Below are 6,439 nucleotides of genomic sequence, written 5' to 3'. Positions count from 1 at the left end.
ACGGTGCTCGACTCGAAGGGCATCGTGTCCAAGGATCGGCAGGACCTGAACGAGGTCAAGGTGGATCTGGCCGCGCGCACCAACCCGGCCGGCCGCCGCGGCGGCACCGCCGAAGCCCTCGACGGGGCGGATGTGTTCCTCGGGGTGTCCGCGGGCACGGTGCCGGAGGAGCTGATCGCCACCATGGCGGAGGGTTCGATCGTGTTCGCGTTGTCGAACCCGGACCCGGAGATCCACCCGGACATCGCCCGTAAGCATGCGGCGATCGTGGCCACCGGGCGCAGTGACTTCCCGAACCAGATCAACAATGTGCTGGCCTTTCCCGGGGTGTTCCGGGGTGCGCTCGATGCCGGTGCCCGCCGGATCACCGAAGGTATGAAGCTCGCCGCCGCCGAGGCAATCCTCTCGGTCGTCGGTGACGAGCTGGCTGTGGACAAGATCGTTCCCAGCCCGCTCGATCCTCGCGTCGCCCCCGCTGTCGCGGAGGCAGTCGCCGCCGCTGCCCGCGCAGAAGGCGTCACCGACTAGCGAGAATCCACCCGAGCACCCCATCCGCGAACCCGCACCCAGGTTCCGCGGACGGGGTGTTCGGCGTGTCCGGTCCGAAACTGGCCGAGCCCCGGTCAGGTGTGGACCGCAGGCTTCGACAGGGGACCAGTCTGATTCGTCGGTGACCCGAGATACCGGTCGCGGCGGGGCCGATCCTGCCCGCCGTTACGGATATTCTACCGGTACTCGTGCTCATCACTGATTGATACGGATGGTTCACCGGCGCGGTGGCGGATGTCAGCGGGCAAGCCGCTGGGTGTGCCGCCGGCCGAGGCGGGCGCGTTCGGTCTCGGACATGCCACCCCAGATGCCGTAGTGTTCCGCGGCGGTGAGGGCGTGGGTTCGGCATTCCGGAAGCACGGGGCAGTCCTGACAGATCTGTTTGGCACGGCGTTCGCGCCGTGCGCGGACGGTTCGCTGTTCGCGATCGTCGGGCGAGAAGAACATCTCGGTGTCGGTACCGCGGCACGATCCCTCGTGTCGCCAGTCCCAGCTGGAGGAGCGGTCGGATTGATGCTCGGTGATGGTCATTCGGATTCCCGGGGTCGACGGTGCGGGGTCCGAAGCCGCGCCGAGAGGCGGCGGAGTGCACGGGCGGACGGCATCGGTAGTCCTACGACAAACGCACCGCCGTAACCGGCAGTCAGGCGTGGCCGGTACGGCGGTGCGTCGCACGTGGAGAGCGGGTGCCTGACGCCGACACATCAGGTCAGGCACCCGCGCAGTTCGTTCAGTCAAGAAGGCGCTCCTGATTCCTGAACGAACGTGTTGCCGCGGGGAATGCTCTCCCCGCGAGGATTTCTCGTGGACCGACTCGACGGGGCAGAGCGCAGAGCCCCGTCGAGAGGGCGCGTCAGTTGGTCGCGGTGGAAACGTCGAATTCGATGGTGCCGAAGCCTTCGAACTCGCCTACCCAGCGGCCGGGCCGGTTCATGGGAACTGCCTGCAGGCAACTGCCGGGGAGGATGACCTGGCCGGCCTGGAACTCGACGTCGTAGGCGGCGAGGCGGTTGACCAGCCAGGCAACCGCGGCGAGGGGATTGCCGAGGATGTTGCGGGTGTTGCCGGTGATGACCTCGCGGCCGTTGAAATGCAGGGAGCCGCGCATGTCGCGCAGGGTCAGGTCGGTGAGGCGGCGGGGAGTGCCGCCGAGGAGGACCGCGCCGGTGGATCCGTTGTCGGCCAGCGTGTCCGGAAGGTCGATGGCCCAGTTCTGGACACGGGAGTCGATGATCTCGATGGCGGGCACCGCGTAGTCGATGGCGTTGATGACGTCGGCGACCGTGACATTGGGTCCGCGCAGGCTGCGCTTCAGCACGAATGCGGGTTCGAGTTCGACGAACGGCTCGATGTAGTTTTCCCGTTCAAGGGTGGTGCCTTCGTAGGCGAAGATGCTGGCGAGCAGAAAGCCGTAATCGGGTTGGCCGAGGCCGAAGGCTTCCTGCATGACCTTCGCGATGTTGCCGAGCTTGTACCCGACCAGGCGGTCACCGCCTGCGATCGCGTGCTCGACGTTGATGCGCTGGACGGCGAAGGCGGAATCCGCGTCGAGGGCGGGCCAGGTCTTGGTCGGTGCGGTGATCGGTGCACCGTTCACACGTGCGGTACGCAGGGTGGTCGCGACGTCGTGGAGTTCGGCGGTCTGCATGGGTGTCCTCTTTCGGTCGGTGGGGTCAGACGGCTGCGACGGTGCGGTTGCCGAGGCGGAGACCGGGGTGGTCGTCGCGAAGCCGGACGGCGCCCTTGCCGTACAGCTTCTCGCGCAGGGTCGAGCCTTCGTACTCGCTCCACACGGTGCCGCGGCGCTGCAGTTCGGGGACGACGAGTTCGATGAAGTCCGCCATGTCCTGGTACTTGACCGCGTGCCCGAAGTTGTAGCCGGCGATACCGGTTTCGTCCATCCACCGGGTCAGCTCGTCGGCGACGGTGGTCGGTGAGCCGACGATGGTGGGACCGGTGCCGCCGATGCCGATGAATTCGGCGATGTCGCGCGGGGTCCACTCCTTGTCGGGGTCCATCTTCGAGAACAGGTCGACCATGGTCTGGCCGGCGTTGGTCTTGACGTGCTTGAGCGGCACGTCGGGGTCGAACTGGGACATGTCCAATCCCGTCCAGCCGCTGTAGCGGGCCATCGCCCCGGCATAGCTGACCAGCTTGCGGTAGCTCTCGTACTTGGCGTGGGCCTGTTCGTCGGTCGGTGCGCAGACGACGTTGAGCATCTGCAGAACCTTGACGTTCTGCGGGTCACGGCCGGCCTCGGCTGCGAGGCTACGCAGGCTGTCGACCTGCTTCTTCAGCGCCGGGATGGACACGGCGTTGACGAACACCGCCTCGGCGCTGGCTGCGGCGAGGGCGCGGCCCTTGGAGGAGCCGCCGGCCTGGAAGATCACCGGGGTGCGCTGCGGGGACGGCTCGCACAGCGCGAAGCCGGGAACGGAGAAGTACTTGCCCGTGTGCTCGATGTTGTGCACCCGGCTCGGATCGATGTACATGCCGCGCTCGGCGTCCCGGACGACCGCGTCGTCCTGCCAGGACCCCTCCCACAGCTTGTAGCAGACCTCGAGGTACTCGGCGGCCATGTCGTACCGCTCGTCGTGCGGAACCTGCTGTCCGGTACCGAGATTGCGGGCGGCGCTGTCGGAGTAAGAGGTCACCAGGTTCCAGCCGACGCGGCCGTCGGTGAGGTGGTCGAGGGTGCTGAACTTGCGGGCCAGCGCGTACGGGTGCTCGTACGAGGTGGACCCGGTCAACCCGAATCCGAGGTTCTTCGTCACCGCGGCCATCGCGGAGACGGCCATGAACGGATCCTGCGCGGGGATCTGTGCGGCGTCGGCGAGGGCCGCGTCGGCGTTGCCCTCGTAGATGTCGTGGTAGCCGACGTTGTCGGCGAAGAAGATGCCGTCGAATCGCGCCTCTTCGAGCAGCTTGGCGTACTCGGTCCAGTAGGCGAGGTTCTTGTAGTTCGCGCCCTGATCCTTCGGATGCCGCCAGAGGCCGGCCGACAGGTGCGCCGGGCCCTGGTAGTCGAAAGCGAAAAGTCGCATGCGCTGAGACGCCATTATCTATCTCCGTTCACTTTTTGAACACGTAGTTCATGTGTTGAACACCACTGTAAGAGGTGAAATGTGCGGGCGTCAATACCTCATTTCGTGCACCGCCGGGATCGGTGCCACGGCATTACACCGCCCGTCAAGTGCGGCGGAGGCGTGCGCTGTTCGCGGCGCAGGCCGAAGCGGTCTCTGCAGCGCGGCGAGGAAGCTACCGAGAAAATCACCCCATGGTCGGTGTGTTCAAATTTCGGTTCAGCATGTAGACATTGCCCATGCGCGCAATTCAGGTCGCCCGCCTCGGCCACCCCGAAGTCCTCGAACTCACCGAGATTCCCGATCCCGAGCCCGGGCCAACCGATCTTCTCGTCCGAACCGACGCGATCGGCGTCAACTTCATCGACACCTACTTCCGGACCGGCGTGTACCCGCACCCGCTGCCGTACGTTCCCGGCGACGAGGGGTCCGGCGTCGTCGAGGCCGTCGGCGCCGACGTCCGCGACTTCGTCCCCGGCGACCGCGTCGCCTGGTGCGGCGCGACGGACAACTACGCCGAGAAGGTGTTGGTGCCCAACGAAATCGCGATCGCGGTGCCGGAGGGCGTTCCCGCGCCGCAGGCGGCGTCCGCACTGGCGCAGGGCCTCACCGCCCACTACCTGACGTACTCGACGTACCCGGTGCAGTCCGGCGACACCGTGCTGGTCCACGCCGGTGCCGGTGGAGTGGGACTGCTGCTGACCCAACTCGCAACGAAACTCGGTGCGCGAGTGTTCACCACCGTCTCGTCGGACGCGAAGGAGAAGTTGTCGCGGGAGGCCGGCGCGGCCGAGGTACTCCGCTACGACGACGACATCGCCGCTCGGGTACGCGAACTCACCGACGGCGAAGGAGTCGCCGCCGCCTACGACGGTGTGGGCGCAGCCACCTTCGACGCGAGCCTCGCCTCCGTTCGGATCCGTGGCACCCTCGCACTCTTCGGCGCGGCGAGCGGCCTGGTGCCGCCGTTCGACCCGCAGCGGCTCAATCCCGCGGGTTCGCTGTTCCTCACTCGTCCGACCCTCGCACACTACGTCCGCACCCGGCAGGAACTGACGTGGCGGGCAGGAGAAGTGTTCGGGGCCATCGCGGACGGTTCGCTGAACGTCCGTGTCGGCGCGCGGTACCCGCTCGAACGCGCCGCCGACGCGCACCGGGACCTGGAGGACCGGAAGACGACCGGTTCCGTCGTGCTCATCCCCTGACGAATGGGCAGCGACCGTCACCCCGAGACACGCGGCCGAGGAGTCATACGGACGTATAATTCTGCCGGCGATGTTTGTACCGGCGTGAAATACCGGGAGTGATACGTGTCAAATCTGACAGTCGGCGACTTGGTAGCCATGAGGCAACTTGCGTGCAGCGTGGTCGCCGGTGAGGCCGGTGTAGACCGGCCCGTGGTGTGGGCGCATGTGTGCGAGTTGCCCGATCCATGGAACTGGCTCAGTGCCGACGACTTGTTGATGACCACCGGAATGAGCCTGCCGGCAGCGGCGGACGAACAGATGCGGTTCATTCGACGTCTCAGCGAGGCAGGCTTGGCCGGCATCGCGATCGGCGACGACCTGCTGGCGCCCCCGCTCACCCAGGGCATGCTGTCCGAAGCCGACGAGCTTCACTTCCCCGTCGTCGCGGTCGGTCATGCAACACCGTTTGCAGCGATCGGCCGCACCGTCGCCGTCGCAGCCCAGAGCGTCCAGGTCAGTCGAATTGCGCGCTTGAGTCGGCTCTACGACGCCACGCACGCGTCGCCGGAGGACGAGACCTCGCTACTCGATCGACTGTCGGTGGAGCTCGGACACCGGCTCCATGTCGTCGATGTCGAGCTCGGCAGCGAAGTGCTTCGCGATGCCCATCCCTTGGAAGACGAACTCGTCGATCAACTGCGCACCCGCGTCGACGGACGGCTCGACCGTCTTCCGCCGAGAGTGGCGATCGAAGCCGGTGCCGAAACCACGGCGACGGCATTCGCCCTCGCGACCCACCGCAAGTGCATGCTCGTCGCCGCGGGGCACACCGACATCGAAGTCGATGCCTTCGTGTTGCTACATGCGCAGAGCCTGGTCGGCGTGGAAGTAGAGCGGGTGACCCGAGAACGCGAACGCTCCGACGTCGCGCGGGCGCAGCTGCTCGAGCAGATGATCGCCGGATCGATCAGCGCGGAGGCGGCTGCTCCTCGGCTCGGCCAACTGCATTTGACCGAAACCAACTGGTGCGTAATCGGATTCGACACTACTCACCTCCACGTCGTTCGCACTCTCATCGGAGACCGCGGATTTCCGTATCTGTCGTGCTCCGCGGGGGGAGAGGGCTATCTGATGGTCTCGAGCGCCGACGCCGACGCGGCGGCGGATCTACTCGACCGCCACATCGATGCGATGGGCATGTCGGCACGGAACGCGACGACTGGGCGAGTTCCGGACAGCGTTCGTCAGGCGCGGTGGGCTCTCCAGGCCGCGCGGGCAGCCGGTGGCGGCCTTGCCGAGTATTCGACCGCGGCACCCCTGTTCCTTCCCCGCACACTGACCGAGGCGCATTTCGCGACGCGGGCCGTACTGGGGAAGATTATCGACTACGACGCGGCTCATCACAGTGATCTCGTCGAGACTTTGGATGCATTCCTGTCCATGGACCGGAACTGGTCGGCCACAGCGAAACGGCTTGTCATCCACCGTCAGACGCTCGGATACCGACTACGCAAGATCGAGAGTCTGACGGGCCGCAGCATGAAGAGTTCCGCCGACATCGCCGATTTCTGGATGGCACTGATCACCCGCCGGATCAGCAGCGGCCAGGACTGAGAGACG

At 66.4% G+C, this 6,439-nt stretch carries 6 protein-coding genes; 3 read left to right on the top strand and 3 right to left on the bottom strand.

The window, feature by feature from the left end:
* Positions 1-528 (top strand): malic enzyme-like NAD(P)-binding protein (locus ACNJ7E_RS11320; protein WP_418338719.1); only part of this gene is annotated, 528 nt, incomplete at its 5' end.
* Positions 529-786: 258 nt separating this feature from the next.
* On the opposite strand, the gene ACNJ7E_RS11315 is transcribed toward ACNJ7E_RS11320, so the two are convergent.
* The 3 genes from ACNJ7E_RS11315 to ACNJ7E_RS11305 form a co-directional block, all read right to left on the bottom strand.
* A complete protein-coding gene (locus ACNJ7E_RS11315) occupies positions 787-1,080 on the bottom strand; it encodes a WhiB family transcriptional regulator (protein ID WP_280779444.1) in 294 nt (97 codons plus the stop codon).
* 322 nt (positions 1,081-1,402) lie between these two features.
* Positions 1,403-2,197, bottom strand: a complete 795-nt coding sequence (locus ACNJ7E_RS11310) for a 2-keto-4-pentenoate hydratase (RefSeq protein ID WP_280779443.1) — start codon at positions 2,195-2,197, stop codon at positions 1,403-1,405.
* Between the two features lie 25 nt (positions 2,198-2,222).
* Positions 2,223-3,593, bottom strand: coding sequence for an LLM class flavin-dependent oxidoreductase (locus tag ACNJ7E_RS11305; RefSeq protein WP_418339892.1), 1,371 nt, complete (start codon positions 3,591-3,593; stop codon positions 2,223-2,225).
* A gap of 278 nt (positions 3,594-3,871) precedes the next feature.
* Here ACNJ7E_RS11305 and ACNJ7E_RS11300 point away from each other — a divergent pair, with 278 nt between their 5' ends.
* A complete protein-coding gene (locus ACNJ7E_RS11300; protein WP_418339890.1) occupies positions 3,872-4,837 on the top strand; it encodes a quinone oxidoreductase family protein in 966 nt (321 codons plus the stop codon).
* Between the two features lie 105 nt (positions 4,838-4,942).
* Positions 4,943-6,433, top strand: a complete 1,491-nt coding sequence (locus tag ACNJ7E_RS11295) for a PucR family transcriptional regulator (protein ID WP_280779440.1) — start codon at positions 4,943-4,945, stop codon at positions 6,431-6,433.
* Positions 6,434-6,439 lie beyond the last annotated feature (6 nt).

The organism is Rhodococcus mengyinensis (assembly GCF_048381435.1).
Lineage (GTDB): Bacteria > Actinomycetota > Actinomycetes > Mycobacteriales > Mycobacteriaceae > Rhodococcus_F > Rhodococcus_F opacus_D.
Note: the sequence above shows the minus strand (reverse complement) of the source record. Positions and strands in the feature narration are given on the sequence as shown.